Annotated in this window: 13 protein-coding genes; 8 read left to right on the top strand and 5 right to left on the bottom strand. The window is 72.4% G+C overall.

Features of this window, described 5'->3' with window-relative positions:
• The first annotated feature begins 158 nt into the window (after positions 1-158).
• Both melC1 and melC2 read left to right on the top strand, forming a co-directional pair.
• Entirely contained in the window at positions 159-566 is a 408-nt protein-coding gene (melC1, locus tag AC6CKD_RS06950; RefSeq protein WP_498325865.1) for an apotyrosinase chaperone MelC1, read from the top strand.
• The gene (gene melC2, locus AC6CKD_RS06955; RefSeq protein ID WP_498325866.1) at positions 563-1426 is read left to right on the top strand and encodes a tyrosinase MelC2; all 864 of its coding nucleotides are present in this window, start codon (positions 563-565) and stop codon (positions 1424-1426) included. The genes melC1 and melC2 overlap by 4 nt, the downstream gene beginning before the upstream one ends.
• Here melC2 and AC6CKD_RS06960 read toward each other — a convergent pair.
• Positions 1366-2088, bottom strand: coding sequence for a response regulator (locus tag AC6CKD_RS06960; protein ID WP_478685623.1), 723 nt, complete (start codon positions 2086-2088; stop codon positions 1366-1368). The two genes, melC2 and AC6CKD_RS06960, sit on opposite strands and share 61 nt — an antisense overlap.
• The gene (locus tag AC6CKD_RS06965) at positions 2085-3719 is read right to left on the bottom strand and encodes a sensor histidine kinase (protein ID WP_498325867.1); all 1635 of its coding nucleotides are present in this window, start codon (positions 3717-3719) and stop codon (positions 2085-2087) included. Before AC6CKD_RS06965 ends, AC6CKD_RS06960 begins: the two co-directional genes overlap by 4 nt.
• 68 nt (positions 3720-3787) lie before the next feature.
• Here AC6CKD_RS06965 and AC6CKD_RS06970 point away from each other — a divergent pair, with 68 nt between their 5' ends.
• Both AC6CKD_RS06970 and AC6CKD_RS06975 read left to right on the top strand, forming a co-directional pair.
• Positions 3788-5197, top strand: coding sequence for a cation:dicarboxylate symporter family transporter (locus AC6CKD_RS06970; RefSeq protein ID WP_498326285.1), 1410 nt, complete (start codon positions 3788-3790; stop codon positions 5195-5197).
• A gap of 229 nt (positions 5198-5426) precedes the next feature.
• On the top strand, positions 5427-7238 hold the full coding sequence (locus AC6CKD_RS06975) for a S8 family peptidase (protein WP_498325868.1): 1812 nt from the start codon (positions 5427-5429) through the stop codon (positions 7236-7238).
• 108 nt (positions 7239-7346) lie between these two features.
• On the opposite strand, the gene AC6CKD_RS06980 is transcribed toward AC6CKD_RS06975, so the two are convergent.
• The gene (locus AC6CKD_RS06980) at positions 7347-8039 is read right to left on the bottom strand and encodes a (2Fe-2S)-binding protein (protein WP_498325869.1); all 693 of its coding nucleotides are present in this window, start codon (positions 8037-8039) and stop codon (positions 7347-7349) included.
• 748 nt (positions 8040-8787) lie between these two features.
• Between AC6CKD_RS06980 and AC6CKD_RS06985 the strand changes: the two genes are divergently transcribed.
• A complete protein-coding gene (locus AC6CKD_RS06985; protein ID WP_498325870.1) occupies positions 8788-9474 on the top strand; it encodes a GNAT family N-acetyltransferase in 687 nt (228 codons plus the stop codon).
• 59 nt (positions 9475-9533) lie between these two features.
• On the opposite strand, the gene AC6CKD_RS06990 is transcribed toward AC6CKD_RS06985, so the two are convergent.
• Complete coding sequence (locus tag AC6CKD_RS06990; protein WP_498325871.1) at positions 9534-10559, bottom strand: TolB family protein; 1026 nt, start codon at positions 10557-10559, stop codon at positions 9534-9536.
• A gap of 348 nt (positions 10560-10907) precedes the next feature.
• Here AC6CKD_RS06990 and AC6CKD_RS06995 point away from each other — a divergent pair, with 348 nt between their 5' ends.
• Positions 10908-11951, top strand: a complete 1044-nt coding sequence (locus tag AC6CKD_RS06995) for an alpha/beta hydrolase (RefSeq protein WP_498325872.1) — start codon at positions 10908-10910, stop codon at positions 11949-11951.
• Here the strand turns inward: AC6CKD_RS06995 and AC6CKD_RS07000 are convergent.
• Positions 11929-13449 (bottom strand): carboxylesterase/lipase family protein, encoded by a 1521-nt coding sequence (locus AC6CKD_RS07000; RefSeq protein WP_498326286.1) that lies wholly within the window; start codon positions 13447-13449, stop codon positions 11929-11931. The genes AC6CKD_RS06995 and AC6CKD_RS07000 overlap by 23 nt on opposite strands.
• A gap of 182 nt (positions 13450-13631) precedes the next feature.
• Between AC6CKD_RS07000 and AC6CKD_RS07005 the strand changes: the two genes are divergently transcribed.
• Complete coding sequence (locus tag AC6CKD_RS07005) at positions 13632-14036, top strand: hypothetical protein (protein ID WP_498325873.1); 405 nt, start codon at positions 13632-13634, stop codon at positions 14034-14036.
• 150 nt (positions 14037-14186) lie between these two features.
• A complete protein-coding gene (locus tag AC6CKD_RS07010; protein ID WP_498325875.1) occupies positions 14187-14468 on the top strand; it encodes a chaplin in 282 nt (93 codons plus the stop codon).
• Positions 14469-14560 lie beyond the last annotated feature (92 nt).

Genomic DNA, 14560 nt, shown 5'->3' on the forward strand with positions numbered 1-14560 from the left:
ATTTCCCGTCAGTTAAGCTTTTTCGCATAGGTCTTCCCGTCCGGGCCGCTGGAGCCAGTCCGGACGGGAAGATCATCCAACTAGTTCGACCGGCAACTTATCCGCGCATGTCCGGATAGCGGCCCTCGGTTCTCCGCGCCCTGATACCTCTTCGGGCCATGAACAAGATCACCCGCCGACAGGCCTTAGGCGCCACTGCCGGCGCACTCACCGCACTCGGCCTCGCCGGCGCCACCGCGCACGCGGCCGCCACCGGATCCCGTTCCGCCGCACCCGCCACCCCCGCGGGCACCATCGACGAGGTCTACCAGGGCCGCCGCATACGGATAGTCCCCGCCTCGGGCGGCGACGACCACGGCGGCGGCCACCACGGCGGCCACCAGTCCCCCGGCACGCCGACCGTCCTCATAGACGGCCGCGAACTGCACGTGATGCGGAACGCCGACGGGAGCTGGATCAGCGTGGTCAACCACTACGAGACCTTCTCCGGCCCGCTCCCGCTCGCCCGAGCCGCCGTGCGCGAGCTCCAGGGTGCCTCCCTCGTCCCGATGGGCGGCATGCGATGACCGTCCGCAAGAACCAGGCCTCGCTCACCCCCGAGGAGAAGCGGGCGTTCGTCGCGGCGCTCCTCGAACTGAAGCGCACGGGCCGTTACGACCGCTTCGTCACCACGCACAACGGCTTCATCATGAGCGACACCGACTCCGGTGACCGGGTCGGCCACCGCTCCCCCTCCTTCCTGCCCTGGCACCGCCGGTTTCTGCTGGAGTTCGAGGCGGCGCTGCAGGCGGTGGATCCTGCGGTGGCACTGCCGTACTGGGACTGGACGGCCGACCGGACCGCCCGCTCCTCGCTCTGGGCCGCCGACTTCCTCGGCGGCACCGGACGGGCCCGGGACGGTCAGGTGCTCGACGGGCCGTTCGCCTACGCGGCGGGGAAGTGGGAGGTAGCCGTCCGGGTGGACGGGCGCTCCTACCTGCGGCGCGCGCTCGGCAACGGCGTGGCCCAACTACCCACCAGGGCCGAGGTGGACTCCGTCCTCGCGATGCCGGTGTACGACGCGGCGCCCTGGAACAGCTCCTCCGGCGGATTCCGCAACCATCTGGAGGGCTGGCGCGGGGCCAACCTGCACAACCGGGTGCACGTGTGGGTGGGCGGCCAGATGGCCACCGGGGTCTCCCCCAACGACCCGGTGTTCTGGATGCACCACGCCTTCATCGACAAGCTGTGGGCCGACTGGCAGGCGCTGCACCCGCAGTCGGCGTACCAGCCCGCCGCCGGCACCCCGAACGTCGTGGACCTGAACGACACCATGCGGCCGTGGAACGACGTGACCCCGGCCGACATGCTGGACCACCGGGCGTTCTACACCTTCGACACCGAGCCGGTGCCGGCCCCGGCCGGGGCAGCCGCCAGCCAGCGGTAGTGCAGTTCGGGGCGGCCGACCTGGCCGTACCGGGGGGTGCGGTCCGCGCGGCCGGTGTCCACCAGGTGCTCCAGGTACCGGCGGGCGGTGATCCGGGAGATCCCGGCCGCCTCGGCCGTCCCGCCCGCGGTCAGACCCTCGGGGGCCGCCCGCAGCAGCGCGGCGACCCGTTCCAGGGTCGGCCCGCCGATCCCCTTGGGGAGTTCGGCCGGGCGGGGTGAGCGCAGGGCCGCCATGGCCCGGTCCACGTCGTCCTGGCCGACCGCCTCGCCCGCCGCCGTGTCGCGGAACTCCGCGTAGCGCAGGAGCCGTTCGCGCAGGGTGGGGAAGGCGAAGGGCTTCAGTACGTACTGCACCACCCCGAGCGAGACGCTCTCGCGGACGACCCCCAGGTCCCGCGCCGAGGTCACCACGATCACGTCGGCGGGGTGGCCCGCGGCCCGCAGGCCGCGGGCGAAGCGCAGCCCGTGGCCGTCGGGCAGGGTCAGGTCGAGCAGCAGCAGGTCGATCCGGGTCCGTTCCAGGACGCGGGTGGCCTCGGCGAGCGAGTGGACCGCCGCGACGGCGGTGAAGCCGGGCACCCGCCCGACATACAGTGCGTGCGCGTCGGCGGCCACCGGGTCGTCCTCGACGACGAGGACCCGCACCTCGGGCGTGCTCATGCGTCCACCTCCCTGCGCGCCGGCAGGCGTACGGTGAACCGCGCGCCACCGTCCGGCAGTTGGTCCGCGTCCGCGCTGCCGCCGTGCCGGTGCGCCACCTGCCGCACCAGTGCGAGGCCCAGCCCCCGCCCCTCACCCTTGCCCGACCAGCCGCGCCGGAACACGTCCGCGCCCTCGGGAAGTCCGGGGCCGTTGTCGGCGACGCTGAGCAGCAGGCCCTGCCCGTGGGGGCCGGCCGGGCCGTCGGGACGGACGGTGACGGAGATCCGGCCGCCGGGTACGCCGGTGAGGGCGTCGACGGCGTTGTCGACGAGGTTCCCGAGGACGGTGACGAGGTCCCGGGCGGGCGGGCCGCCGGGCCCGGCGCCGATGGCTTCGCTGTCCGGGGTGACGACCAGCTCGACCCCCCGTTCGTGGGCCTGCGCGGCCTTGCCGAGCAGCAGGGCGACGAGCACGGGCTCGCCGACGGCGGCGATCACCTCGTCGGTCAGGGCCTGGGCGAGCGAGAGTTCGGCCGTGGCGAAGTCCACCGCTTCCCGGCTGCGGCCGAGTTCGATGAGGGAGACCACCGTGTGCAGCCGGTTGGCCGCCTCGTGCGCCTGTGCGCGCAGCGCCCGGGTGAATCCGCGCTCCTGGTCCAGCTCACCGGTCAGCGAGAGCAGTTCGGTGTGGTCGCGCAGGGTGACGACGGTGCCCCGGCGGCCGCCGCCGGCGACGGGCGCGCTGTTGAGCACGAGCACCCGGTCCGCGGTCAGGTGGACCTCGTCCACCCGGGGCTGGTCGGAGAGCAGTGCCCCGGTGAGCGGGGCGGGCAGCCCGAGGTCGGCGACCGCGGTCCCCTTGATCTTCTCGCGCAGGCCGAGGAGTTCGCGGCCCGCGTCGTTGACGAGGGTGATCCGGCGCCGGCCGTCGAGCATGAGCAGGCCTTCGCGGACCCCGTGCAGGGCCGCCTGGTGGTAGTCGTACATCCGGCTCAGCTCGGCCGCGTTCATCCCGTGGGTGTGGCGGCGCAGCCGCGCGTTGATGACGTAGGTGCCCGCCCCGCCGAGGGCGAGGGCCCCGCCGGCCACCCAGGCGACGGCGGAGAGCCGCTCGGCGAGGCGGGCGCTGACCGCGCGGACGGTGATGCCGGCGGAGACCATGCCGATGACCCGGCCGTCGCCGCCGGTGATCGGGGTGACCACCCGGATGGAGGGGCCGAGGGTGCCGGTGTAGGTCTCGCTGAAGGTCTCGCCGCGCAGTGCGGGGGCGGTGTTGCCGAGGAAGGGTTCGCCGATGCGCATCGGGTCGGGGTGGGTCCAGCGCCGTCCGTCCGGAGCCATGATCGTCACGAAGTCCACGCCCGCCTCGACGCGGACCCGCTCCGCGTAGGGCTGCAGGGCCGCGGCGGGCCCCCCGGCCCCGCCCCCGGTTTCCCGTAGGGCCTCCTGCGCCGCGTCCCGCACCGACGGGGAGGCGGCGACCGCGCGGGCCACCGCCCCGGTCTGGCGCCGGGCGGCCTCCTCCGCCTGGTCGCGGGCGGCCGCGTACGCGAAGACGGCGCAACCGGCGACGACCACGGCGACCAGCACCACCTGCATGGCGAAGAGCTGACCTGCGAGGCTGCGCGGCGGCCGGGGGAAGCGGAACATGGCGATCAGTCTGCACCGGGGTGTGAACTCTATGAACGCAAGGGTGACCGGTGTCACAGCGGCGGGCCATGGTCTCTCCGGACGCCTTCGCCATCGGGGAGGCGAGGGCACTACCGGGAGGCATCGTGGCCGCCAGGCGCGACAAAACGCATTATCTGTACATCGCGGTGATCGGCGCGGTGCTGCTCGGCATCACCGTCGGGTTCGCCGCACCCGGCGTGGCCGTGGAGCTCAAACCGCTGGGCACCGGCTTCGTCAACCTCATCAAGATGATGATCTCGCCGGTCATCTTCTGCACGATCGTGCTGGGCATCGGCTCGGTGCGCAAGGCCGCCAAGGTCGGCGCGGTGGGCGGGCTGGCACTCGGCTACTTCATGGTGATGTCCACGGTGGCGCTGGCCATCGGGCTACTGGTCGGCAACCTGCTGGAGCCGGGCAGCGGGCTGCACCTGACGGAGGCGACCCGGCACGCGGGCGAGGCGCAGGCGAAGGCGGGCGGCGCGGAGACGACGCCCGAGTTCCTGCTGGGGATCATCCCGACCACGCTGGTGTCGGCCTTCACCGGGGGCGAGGTGCTGCAGACGCTATTGGTGGCGCTGCTGTGCGGGTTCGCGCTCCAGGCCATGGGCGCGGCGGGCGAGCCGGTGCTGCGCGGGATCGGGCACGTGCAGAAGCTGGTGTTCCGGGTCCTCGCGATGATCATGTGGGCGGCGCCGGTGGGCGCGTTCGGCGCGATCGCGGCGGTGGTCGGGGCGACCGGACTGGACGCGCTGAAGTCCCTCGCGGTCATCATGATCGGCTTCTACACCACCTGCCTGCTCTTCGTCTTCGTGGTCCTCGGCACGCTGCTGAGACTGTGCACGGGGATCAGCGTCTTCGCCCTGCTGCGCTACCTGGGCCGCGAGTTCCTGCTGATCCTGTCCACCTCCTCCTCCGAGTCGGCGCTGCCCCGGCTGATCGCCAAGATGGAGCACGTGGGCGTCTCCCGGCCGGTGGTCGGCATCACGGTCCCGACGGGGTACTCCTTCAACCTGGACGGGACCGCGATCTATCTGACGATGGCCTCGCTCTTCGTCGCGGAGGCGATGGGCCAGCCCCTCGCGCTGGGCGAGCAGATCTCCCTGCTGCTGTTCATGATCGTGGCCTCGAAGGGCGCGGCCGGGGTCACGGGCGCGGGTCTGGCCACCCTCGCCGGAGGACTCCAGTCGCACCGGCCCGAACTCGTCGACGGCGTCGGCCTGATCGTGGGCATCGACCGGTTCATGAGCGAGGCGAGGGCTCTGACGAACTTCGCGGGGAACGCGATCGCGACCGTGCTGATCGGCACCTGGACGAAGGAGTTCGACCGGGCCCGGGCCACCGAAGTCCTCGCGGGACGGCTGCCGTTCGACGAGAGCACGCTCACCGACGACGGGCACGAGCAGGCCCCCGCCGTACCCGCCCAGCCGGGCGCCATCAAGGACGGCGTACCCGTCTGACGGGAACGCCCTCGCGGACCGGCCGGGCAGGGCTCGCCCCCACGGTGCCCAGCCCGGCTGGTCCCGACACCTCGTGCGGGAGTCGATTTTCAGCCAAGATCGGATGAACCGTCTAGCTGTAAAAGGTACTTCCATACCGGGGCACGCTTCTGACATCTTGCGTCCACCACTTGTTTCGTACGGACCGGTAGGTGCCACCCGCACCGCAGGACCGTCTTCGGAGGACGCATTGATACCCCACATATCCAGCCGACCTCGACGCACCCTCGTACTGGCGGCCGCCCTGGGCGCCGCCCTGGCCTTCGGGACACCGGCCGCGCTCGCCGGCACGGCGCCCGTCTCGCCGGCCGGCATCCCCGGCACCTCCGCCCCCGCCAAGGCCCAGGCCCAGGCGCCGACTTCCCAGAGTGCGACCTGGGCTGCCGGCACCCGCGCCTACGTGGTGATCACCGCCGCCGGTGACAGCACCGCGGTCCGTTCCGCCGTCACGGCGAACGGCGGCACGGTCTTCTCGTACTACGACCAGATCGGCGTGATCGTCGCCCACTCGACCTCCTCGACCTTCGCCGCCACCATGCGCGGGGTCACCGGGGTCCAGAAGGTCGGCGCGACGCGCACCTCGGACGTACCGGCCGACGCCTACAACCCGGCTCTGCCCGCCAACCCGTCCCAGTCGACGACGCCCACGGGCGAGCCCGTACGCGCCGACATGAGCCAGATCAAGGCCGACCAGGCCTGGGCCGTGAGCACCGGCTCGGCCTCCGTCAAGGTCGGCATCCTGGACACCGGCGTGGACGACCAGCACCAGGACCTGGCACCGAACTTCAACGCCGCCGACTCCGCCTCCTGCGCCTACGGCAAGCCGGACACCCGGGTCGGCGCCTGGCGCGACGTGGGCACCCACGGCACGCACGTCGCCGGCTCCGTCGCCGCCGCCAAGAACGGCAAGGGCGTCGTCGGCGTGGCCCCGGGCGTGAAGATCTCCTCGGTCCGCGTGGCCGAGCCGGGCACCTCGCTGTTCTTCGCCGAGAACACCATCTGCGCCTTCGTGTGGTCCGGCGACCACGGGTTCAAGGTCACGAACAACAGCTATTACACGGACCCGTGGCAGTTCAACTGCCCGGACAACATCGACCAGGCCGCGATCATCGAGGGCGTCAAGCGCGCCCAGGAGTACGCGGAGAGCAAGGGCTCGCTCCAGGTCGCCGCGGCGGGCAACGAGAACTACGACCTCGCCAACAAGACCACGGACTCGGCGAGCCCCAACGACTCGACGCCGACCACCCGGACCATCACCAACGCCTGCCTCGACATCCCGACCGAGCTTCCGGGCGTGGTCACGGTCGCGGCCAACGGCACCGGTGTCACCAAGGCCTCGTTCTCCAACTTCGGCCAGGGCGTCATCGACGTGGCGGCGCCGGGCAGCAACGTCTACTCCACCGTGCCGGGCGGCTCGTACAGCTCCATGAGCGGTACGTCGATGGCATCCCCGCACGTCGCGGGCGTCGCGGCGCTCATCGCCAGCGCCAACCCGACCTTCACCCCGGCGCAGATCCGCGCCGCGCTGGCCACCCAGGCCAACGACGTCGCCTGCCCGTCGGACACCCGCTGCAAGGGGACCACGGCCAACAACGGGTTCTTCGGCGAGGGCCAGGTCGACGCGCTGAAGGCGGTCGGCGGCTCGACCCCGCCGCCCACCGGCAAGTACTTCGAGAACCTCACCGATGTCGTGATCAACGACAACGCGACCGTGAACAGCGCCATCACCGTCAGCGGGGTGACCGGCAACGCGCCGACCACCCTCAAGGTGGGCGTGGACATCAAGCACACCTACATCGGTGACCTCAAGGTCGACCTCGTCGCTCCGGACGGTTCGGTCTACGTCCTGAGCAACCGGACCGGCGGCAGCGCGGACAACATCGTCCAGACCTTCACCGTCAACGCCTCCACCGAGGTGGCCAACGGTGTCTGGACCCTGCGCGTGAACGACAACGCCAACCAGGACACCGGTAGGATCGACGCCTGGAACCTGACCTTCTGATCCTCGGCCCTCCGGCCTTCTGATCAGTGGCGCCACCGGGGCCATCGGGGAGCGGTACGACCGCTCCCCGATGGCCCCTTCCCGTTGCCCTGCCCGTTGTCGCTATCGCTACCGGGTCCGCAGTACGCAGTCCCCGCACAGCCCGCCGCCCGGCACCTTGTAGTACAGGCAACAGCTGCGGCGCACGAAGGCCACCCCGAGGCCGGGTTCGTGGACGAAGGTGCCGGTGCCGCCGAGCGGACCGCCGTCGGCCAGCAGCCCGGCGGCGAGCGAGGCCGCCGCTTCCCCCGGCACCCGGTCCGTGAGCACCCGCACGGCACCGGCCAGCCCGGAGGCGGCGTTGCCGCGCAGCACCTGCGGCGAGACGCCGAACCGCTCGCGCAGCGCGGTGTCGAGCACCGCGAGGTTGCCGAGCACGGTGTCCGCGAGGGCCCGCGCCGGGGATTCCCCGGGCCGGCCTGCGGGGAGTCCGGCGGGCTCGGGCAGCCACAGCTCCAGCGAGCCCGCGCCGGGCAGCCGCCACCACAGGCGGCCGGGTCCGAGGTCCGGAACCCGCCCGGAGAGCACGGCGCAGCCGAGCCCGAGCGACCAGAGCCTCGAGGCGATCCCGAACTGCGCGGTCGAAGCCGCCACCCGCCCGGGCCCGCTCCCGATCCGCCGGCCGACCTCCGCCACGTAGGCCCCGAGCTGCTCCCCGTACAGCGCCTCCAGCGGCCGGAAGCCCGGCCCGGGCGGCTCCTTCCCGTACGCCACGGTGAAGAAGGGGCCGACGGAGCCCAACTGCTTCAGCACGCCGTCCACGTCAGGCTCCGTAACCGTCATCGGGGCGGACGCGGCCCGGATCCGGGCAGTCGTGGCCGCGCAGGTACCCGAGGCGGCCGGTGGCCGCGAAGCCGGTCAGTTCCGTCACGAAGTCCATGCCCGGATGATCTCAGGTACGCGGAATCCCCCGGCCTGCGGGACCGGCTTCGCTTCCTCCGCGACAAGCCCCTCCGCGAGGTTCCGGCGGAAGGCTTTGCCGTCCTCCGTTTCCGGCGGAGAGGAGGTGCCCGGGCGAGCCGGGCACCTCCTCTCGGCCCGGGTGGCGCAACCGCATCTCCGTGGCCGTCCGACCGCCCATGGATCACACCACCGACGACCGCCTGTTCGACGCCCGGACGGTCGAGCAGAACGCCCGGATCGTCGAGGAAGTCCGCGCTCGGCGTATCGCCCGGCAGCACCGGTCTTTACCCGTATCCCCGCAGGTCAGGGGTGATCGCGCGGTAACCGGCCGTGGTCGGTGCCGCCGTCCGGGGGGACCTCGTCGACTGGCAACGCGGATGTCCGTGGATCAGGATTGCGGGGGCTCCGCCACGGGGACCCAAGTCCTCGAAAAAGAGTGTCGCGCCATTGCCAATTTGGGGGTTCATGAAAGGACTCCAAGGGGCTACATTGAGCCACTCGCGTTCACCTGACAGCCCGTTGCCTTTCACTCGTGTTTTGCACGGGGGGCGACGTCAGGGACGCAGACTGTGCAACCACCCCACCGCCTAGAAGGACCGAAGGCTCCGTGCCCGTACCCGTACTCCTCGCCGGCCGCTCCGTGCGGCTTGAGCCCCTCGCCCCCCACCACACCGAGGCCTTGGCCATGGCCGGGGCCGAGGATCGTACGACTTACGCCTTCACTCCCGTACCCCACGGGTTGCAGGCGTCACACGAGTACATCGACCGTGCCCTCGCCGATCAGGCGGCGGGTCGATCGCTCCCGTTCGCGGTGGTCAGAGCCGCCGACGGTCGGGTGGTCGGTTCGACCCGGTTCCTGGAACTCGACTACTGGCAGGGGCCCCTGGTGTGGCCCGCCGTGCCGGGGGTCCCGTTCGGCGACCCCGCGACGGCGATCCCCGATGCCGCCGAGATCGGCAATACCTGGCTGTCCCCGGCGGCCCAGGGCACCGGCATCAACACCGAGGCGAAGCTGCTCATGCTCCGCCATGCCTTCGAGACCTGGGGGGTCCGCCGGATCTCGCTGCGCGCCGACGCCCGCAACGGTCGCTCGCGCGCCGCGATGGAACGCCTCGGGTTCACCAGCGAGGGGGTCCGCCGGGCCCATTCGAGGGGCCTGGACGGCGCCGTGCGCAGTACGGCCTTCTACTCGGTCCTCGACGAGGAATGGCCCACCGTGCGGTCGGTCATCGAGCTGCGGCTGTCGGCCGCGGCGCAGCGCAAGCGGCGCCGCAAGACGCTCATCCCGGCGTAACGGTCCTTCTCCGAAGCCGCACGTCCGGCCCTCGCCCCCGCCTCCCGGCCTCCCCGGTGTCAGCCGAGGAAGGCGGGGGCGAGGGCCGAGGTCATCAGCCGGGCCGGGGCACCGCCGCCGTCGGCGGGCAGGGAGTACAGGTCGGCGCCGAAGTCCCCGGGCAGCGAGTAGACGACGGTCCCGTCGTCGGTCCACACCACCTGGTCGTCGACGCTGCGCTCCTCGGCGAGCGGGGTCTCGGCCATCGTGGCGAGGTCCAGGGCGTACAGCCGCCACGGCGCGTCCGCGGACCTGCCCGGCACCCGCTTCTTGAACACCAGCCGGGTCCCGTCGGGTGACAGGGACGGGCATTCCAGGTTCTCGCGCAGCGTGGTCACCGTGCGCGCCGCGAGGTCGCCGCGGACCAGGTGGGTCTGGCCGCCGGTGGAGAGCGTCGCGTAGAAGGTCCGCTCGTCGGCGGCGAAGGTGACCCCCCAGAAGTTGACGTCCGCGTTGCGGTACGCCCTGCCGTCCTTGTGGATGGCGAAGTCCTCCAGCGAGGCGTCGTACGTCCCGCTGCGCAGGTCCAGCAAGGAGGTCCGGGTGGAGAAGTTCGTACCGGCGTACGAATCCCCGCCCACGAAGACCGTCCAGGCGACCAGGTGGCCGCCGGGCGAGACCCGGGCCCGGGTCGGGACGCCGGCCAGCGGGCGGGCGGCGACCTCCTTCAGCCGGGCGTCGAGGACCACCGCCTTGTAGCCGTCCTGCACCCCGCCCTTGTCGGCCTGGAGGCACACCCCGGTGCCGGCCGCCGCGTGGAAGCGCAGGCAACTGACCCCGGAGGCGGTGCGCGGACCTCCGGGCGCGCCGGCCGCCGCGGTGGCGAGCTCGTCGCGGTGCGGCCCCCAGGCCATGTTCCGGAACACGATCCGCCGGCCGCCGTCACCCGCGAGGGAGACTTCACCGGCGGTGATCGGCGGCCCGCCGGCCTGGGCCCGGTTCTTCTCCTCGGCCCGCGAGGAGGCCCGTACGACGGCGAGCGCGCCGACGGCCGCGAGCAGGACCACGACGGAGACGAGGATCAGGATCCGGCGCTGGAGGGGCATGCCTAACACGGAAGGTACCTCCGGGCAGGGGGCTGGGGCCGCGCGGAGGTACCGTACCGACCGGCATCCGCGGAGGCCAGGGATAGTCGGCGCGCAGTTCCGAACTCCGCCGGCCCTTTTCGCGCCGGGCAACGTGCTCCTCTTCGGAACCCCAAGAGACGTAAAAGTCGGGAACCCGTGGGCACGTACGCTCATCTTTCGATCGAAAGCAGTCCCACCCCGCCCCACGGGGCAGCACCAGCCGGAGAGCAACCGCACATGTCGCACTCGCCCGACGGACAGCAGTCCGTACATCCGTTTCCGCCGTCCCCCCGGGAGCCGCGCCGGCCGTCCCGGGTCCGGCGGTGGGTGATCGCGGGTGCCTCCGTCCTCGCGCTCACGGCCGCCGCCTCCCTCGTGATGAGCCACTACGAGATACCGCCCTTCACCGACAAGGGCGACTCCGTCTCCTTCGGTCAGCCGCCGGCCGCCGCCGGGGGCGACACCGGTGGGGCGTCGGCCGCCACGCCGCGGCCGAACTCGAAGATGTCGATGCCCACCGGCCCGGCGGCCGACTTCAAGAACTCGATGACCCTGCCGGACGGCACGCACGTGGCCGTCACCACGCTCAACGGCAAGAAGTCCGGGTTCAAGGGCAAGGTCTGGGTGTGGGCGCCCAAGGAGTACGACGACCCGAAGTTCGCCAAGAGCGGCTTCCCGGTCATGATCGCGCTGCCCGGCGGCGCGGGCTACCCGAACAACTACTGGATGGGCACCGACCTGGGCCTCCAGACCAGCATCGGCAAGTGGTACGCCGAGGGGAAGAGCAAGCCCTTCATCCTGGCCATGCCGGTGCTGAACCCGGGCCCGGACGACAAGGGCATCTACTGGGACGGCTCCGACATCCCCGGCCAGCCCAAGATGGGCACCTGGCTGACCGACGACGTCCCGGACCTGATGCGGGAGAACTTCCGCACGGTCAAGTCCCGTGACGGCTGGGCCTACATGGGCTCCTCCACCGGCGGCTTCGCCAGCCTGAAGGCCGTGCTGAAGCACCCGGAGAAGTTCAAGGCCGCGATCTGCTCCGGCCCCGACATCGTCCCCGACTCCTCCCTGTGGAAGGGCTACGACAAGGAGAAGGCGGAGAACAACCCCGAGCTGCTCGCCAAGGCGCTGATCGACAAGAAGGGCAGCCCGGACGTCTACCTCGCCTTCCAGGTCGGCACCGACGAGAGCAACAAGAACACCCTGCCGAACGTGCAGAAGTTCATCGCCGATTACGGCAAGGGGCCGATCCACACCGACCTGAAGATCATCCAGGGCGGCCGGCACAACGCGAAGACCTACGTGCCCAACATGGGCGAGGGCCCGATCCAGTTCATCAGCAAGGTCATGGAAGGACCCGTGGAGTAGTCGCCGCGCCGACCCGCACCGACTCCTCGCCCACCGGCTCCTCGCGCCCCGGCTCCGAGTACCCCGGCCCGCCGAACACCTTCGGCGGGCCGTCGCCGTCCCAGGGCGCCCAGCCCGGGTCCCCGTCGACGGCGAAGCGCACCCAGGCCGCGTGCATCTCCCCGGCCAGCTCCCGCGGGGCGTCCGGCCCGGCCAGCCAGGACGCCTCGGGTACGTCCAGGGTGTCGAAGACGAAGCCCAGTTCCAGGGCGTGGCAGGACCCGAGGCCCGCGACCCCGGACGGCCACGCGAACTCGTACACGAAGCTCGGCGCGCTCCGACCGGCCGCGCCCGCCAGCACGCGCAGCGGATCGCGCAGCAGCCGGTCGGTGAGCAGGTGGCCCAGGAGGTCGGCCGGTCCCGCGCCGGGCCGCTCGGCGCGCAGCGCCCGTACGGCCGCCCGGTCCTTGCCCGAGCGGATCCGGCCGAGGACCACGGACAGCGGACCCAGCCGGTCCAGCAGCCGCAACGCGCCGGTCGGGGCCAGCCAGAGCCGGTACTCCTCGGCGGTCCAGCCCAGCAGCAGCGGTACGTCGCCCCGCGCGGCCGCCGCTTCGAGCGGATCGAGCGGCAGCGTCTCCGGGTCGGCGACCAGGCCGAAGGCGGGGCCGCCGAGCAGCGGCGAGGAGCGGCGCAGTACGGCCGCCTGGGCGGCGAGGAGATCCGGCAGGGCGGTCCCGGCGAAGGCTTCGGCGGTCGCGGGCACCTTCAGCAGCGCGGCCATCCGCCGGACCATGGCGCGCACCCGGTCCCTCGGCAGCGCCTCGGGGGCGCCGCTCTGCAGGACGGCCTGCCGGAAGAGGCCCTCGGCCGGGGGTGCGGCGAGCAGCGCGCCGATGCTGATGGCTCCGGCGGACTCTCCGAAGACGGTGACCCGGGCGGGATCGCCGCCGAAGGCCGCGATGTTGTCCCGCACCCAGGCCAGGGCGGCGATCTGGTCGAGCAGCCCGCGGTTGGCGGGGGCGTCGGGGAAGAGGCCGTAACCGAGGACGCCCAGACGGTAGTTGACGGAGACGAGCACCACGCCGTCGCGGGCGAAGGCGGAGCCCTCGTAGACGGGCACGGCCGAGGAGCCTCGGGTGAGGGCGCCGCCGTGGATCCACACCATGACCGGCAGCCGGGCCGGGGGCGCCGGGTCCGGGGTCCACACGTTGAGGTTGAGGCAGTCGTCCCCGGGGACGTCGGGGTCCGGCAGCAGCGCGGCGAACGCCTCGGGGTACGGCACCTTGGGCGCGGTGGGGCCGTACGCACCCGCGTCGCGTACGCCGTCCCAGGCCTCGGGGGGCTCGGGCGCGGCGAACCGGCGGGCTCCGACGGGCGGGGCGGCGTAGGGGATGCCCCGGAAGCCGGCGATGCCGCCCGGCCCGGTCCTGCCCTCGACCTCGCCGTAGGCGGTCGTGACCCGGGGACGGGGGCGGGGGCGGGCCCGGTCGGGGGTCTCGCTCGCCGCTGCGGCCATCATGGTCCTCCTGGGGTCGGGGCGCCTGAAGTCGGGGCTCCTGAGGTCGGGGCTCCTGAGGTCGGGGCGCCTGGATCTCCTGATCCTTCAGCGCCGCCCACAGCGCCGGTCGCACGGTCGCACAGGCATGCGCGGGGTGACAAGGCGTGACCCCGCCGGGGGCGCGCCGGGTTGGGCGGGGCATGCGATCCCTGTCTCTCCCCCACACCATTCGGAGCCTCGTCCGGGCCGGATCGGTCCCCGTCCTGCTGCTCGCGGCGACGGCCACGGCCGCTGCCGGAGCGGCGGCCGGCGGCGTCGCGCACGCGGCCGACGGCCCGACCACCGCCCTCGGAACCCCGCCGGCCGTCGGGCCCGCCTTCCAGTACCTCGGCACGGACGACCGGCCGCACGGCATCGACTCCCCCAAGGGCTGCGTGGCCGCCCTGGGCGGCGGCGGTCGGGCGGTGACCAACAAGACCCGGAGCTCGGTGGCCCTGTACCGGGAGCCCGGCTGCGTGGGCACCCCGGTGGAGGTGCTGGCGCCGGGCACGGTCATGCCTGTGCGCCCGTACTTCTCCTCCGCCCGCTTCGGGACCACCCGGTAGTTCGCACACACAGTTCGAAATCGGCAGGGGGTCCGAGATCACCGGCGGCTCAGCGACCGTGACCCTTGGGCGCTCTCCGCGTTGTATGCCATGTCAAACGCCGCAGCTTCTGTTTCTTGCGGCACCCCCATTCCTCTCTAGGAGATCTTGATGTCGCGTATCGCGAAGGCATTCGTCATCACCGCTGCCGCCGGTAGCGCCCTGGCCGCCGGTGCGGGTCTGGCTGCTGCCGATGCCGGAGCGCACGGTGCGGCGGTCGGCTCCCCCGGTGTCCTGTCGGGCAACCTGCTCCAGGTTCCGGTGCACGTCCCGGTCAACGTCTGCGGCAACACCGTCAACGTGATCGCCCTGCTGAACCCGGCGTTCGGCAACACCTGCGTCAACGCCTCGGGCGGCGGCGGCCACCACACCGAGGGCAACTACGGCGGCTGAATCGCCTGGTGACCAGAGGGGCCCCCGCCGGACGGCGGGGGCCCTTCCTCGTTCCGGCAGCAGCCGTTCCTCGCGCCGACTGCCGCGAGTCG

The organism is Streptomyces sp. GQ60 (assembly GCF_059758875.1).

Excerpts from the sequence above, each read along its gene's own strand:
- melC1 (WP_498325865.1), top strand. The coding sequence starts at position 159 with ATGAACAAGATCACCCGCCGACAGGCCTTAGGCGCCACTGCCGGCGCA.
- melC2 (WP_498325866.1), top strand. The coding sequence starts at position 563 with ATGACCGTCCGCAAGAACCAGGCCTCGCTCACCCCCGAGGAGAAGCGG.
- AC6CKD_RS06960 (WP_478685623.1), bottom strand. The coding sequence starts at position 2,088 with ATGAGCACGCCCGAGGTGCGGGTCCTCGTCGTCGAGGACGACCCGGTG.
- AC6CKD_RS06965 (WP_498325867.1), bottom strand. The coding sequence starts at position 3,719 with ATGTTCCGCTTCCCCCGGCCGCCGCGCAGCCTCGCAGGTCAGCTCTTC.
- AC6CKD_RS06970 (WP_498326285.1), top strand. The coding sequence starts at position 3,788 with ATGGTCTCTCCGGACGCCTTCGCCATCGGGGAGGCGAGGGCACTACCG.
- AC6CKD_RS06990 (WP_498325871.1), bottom strand. The coding sequence starts at position 10,559 with ATGCCCCTCCAGCGCCGGATCCTGATCCTCGTCTCCGTCGTGGTCCTG.
- AC6CKD_RS07000 (WP_498326286.1), bottom strand. The coding sequence starts at position 13,449 with ATGGCCGCAGCGGCGAGCGAGACCCCCGACCGGGCCCGCCCCCGCCCC.
- AC6CKD_RS07005 (WP_498325873.1), top strand. The coding sequence starts at position 13,632 with ATGCGATCCCTGTCTCTCCCCCACACCATTCGGAGCCTCGTCCGGGCC.
- AC6CKD_RS07010 (WP_498325875.1), top strand. The coding sequence starts at position 14,187 with ATGTCGCGTATCGCGAAGGCATTCGTCATCACCGCTGCCGCCGGTAGC.